Raw genomic sequence first — 1,812 nt, 5'->3', positions numbered from 1 at the left:
GTACGGAACCGGCGGGCGGTGCGGCGTGCGGTGCGGGCGGGCGTTCCGGGTGGGGAGCTCCGGCTCCTCCCGGCGTGGACGGCGGTCGTCGCCGCCGCGTCCGCCGTCCGGTCAACGGCCGTTGAAGGCGTCCTTCAGCCGCGAGAACAGACCCTGCTGGCCTGGCTGGAACTGGCCGGTGGGCCGCTCCTCGCCGCGCAGCTTCGACAGCTCCCGCAGGAGGCGCTCCTGCTCGGCGTCCATCTTCGTCGGGGTGGTGACCTCGACGTGCACGATGAGGTCGCCCCGGCCGCCGCCCCGCAGGTGCGTGATGCCCCGCCCGTGCAGCGGGACGGACTGGCCGGACTGGGTGCCCGGCCGGATGTCGATCTCCTCCAGCCCGTCCAGCGTCTCCAGCGGCACCTGGGTGCCGAGAGCCGCCGCCGTCATGGGGATGGTGACCGTGCAGTGCAGGTCGTCGCCGCGCCGCTGGAACACCGCGTGCGACAGCTCGTGGATCTCGACGTAGAGGTCACCGGCCGGGCCGCCGCCGGGGCCGACCTCGCCCTCGCCCGCGAGCTGGATGCGGGTGCCGTTGTCCACACCCGCGGGAATCTTCACGGTGAGGGTGCGCCGCGAACGGATGCGGCCGTCACCGGCGCACTCGGGGCACGGGGTCGGCACGACCGTGCCGAAACCCTGGCACTGCGGGCAGGGGCGCGAGGTCATGACCTGGCCCAGGAAGGACCGGGTGACCTGGGAGACCTCGCCACGGCCGCGGCACATGTCACAGGTCTGCGCGGAGGTGCCCGGAGCGGCGCCCTCGCCGCTGCAGGTCGTACAGACGACCGCGGTGTCGACCTGGATGTCCTTGGTCGTGCCGAAGGCCGCCTCGTTGAGGTCGATCTCCAGGCGGATCATGGCGTCCTGGCCGCGCCTGGTCCGCGAACGCGGTCCGCGCTGCGTGGCGTTGCCGAAGAACGCGTCCATGATGTCGCTGAAGTTGCCGAAGCCGCCGGCTCCGAAACCACCCGCGCCACCGCCGCCGCCCGAGGCGGACAGCGGGTCGCCGCCGAGGTCGTAGACCTGCTTCTTCTGCGGGTCCGACAGCACCTCGTAAGCGGCGTTGATCTCCTTGAACCGCTCCTGGGTCTTCGGATCCGGGTTGACATCCGGGTGCAGCTCGCGGGCGAGCCTGCGGAATGCCTTCTTGATCTCGTCCTGAGATGCGTCGCGGCGCACGCCGAGTACGGCGTAGTAGTCCGTGGCCACTTACGACTCCGCCAGGATCTGTCCGACGTAACGTGCCACTGCGCGTACCGCTCCCATCGTTCCGGGGTAGTCCATGCGGGTCGGTCCGACCACGCCGAGTTTGGCGACTGCCTCGTCGCCCGAACCGTAGCCGACCGCGACGACGGACGTGGAGTTGAGGCCTTCGTGGGCGTTCTCGTGCCCGATCCGTACGGTCATGCCTGAGTCTGTCGCCTCACCGAGCAGCTTCAGCAGCACCACCTGCTCCTCCAGTGCCTCCAGCACCGGCCGGATCATCACAGGGAAGTCGTGCCCGAAGCGGGTGAGGTTGGAGGTGCCGCCGATGATGAGCCGCTCCTCCGTCTCTTCGACCAGAGTCTCGAGGAGGACGGAGAGGACCGTCGACACGGTTCCCCGGTCCTCGCTCTCGAACGACTCCGGCAGGTCCTGCACCAGTCGCGGGGCGGGCGCGGAGCGGCGGGCCCCGACCCCGCGGTTGTGGCGGGGCCCGGGATAGGCGGGGGGGGGGTGTGCGAACGGCGCGGGGCGGTGGGGCGTTCGGGTTTGGTCGGGGCGCGCGGG

Annotated in this window: 1 protein-coding gene and 1 pseudogene; both read right to left on the bottom strand. The window is 71.3% G+C overall.

Annotated elements, in window-relative coordinates:
* Positions 1-111: 111 nt before the first annotated feature.
* A complete protein-coding gene (dnaJ, locus tag ABZ371_RS32300; RefSeq protein ID WP_358686440.1) occupies positions 112-1,251 on the bottom strand; it encodes a molecular chaperone DnaJ in 1,140 nt (379 codons plus the stop codon).
* Positions 1,252-1,812, bottom strand: a pseudogene (locus ABZ371_RS32295) (heat-inducible transcriptional repressor HrcA); the annotation flags it as partial.

This window comes from Streptomyces sp. NPDC005899, from assembly GCF_040629645.1.
Taxonomy (GTDB): domain Bacteria; phylum Actinomycetota; class Actinomycetes; order Streptomycetales; family Streptomycetaceae; genus Streptomyces.
The sequence above is the reverse complement of the archived record's forward strand: the minus strand, read 5'-3'. Positions and strand labels throughout refer to the sequence as shown.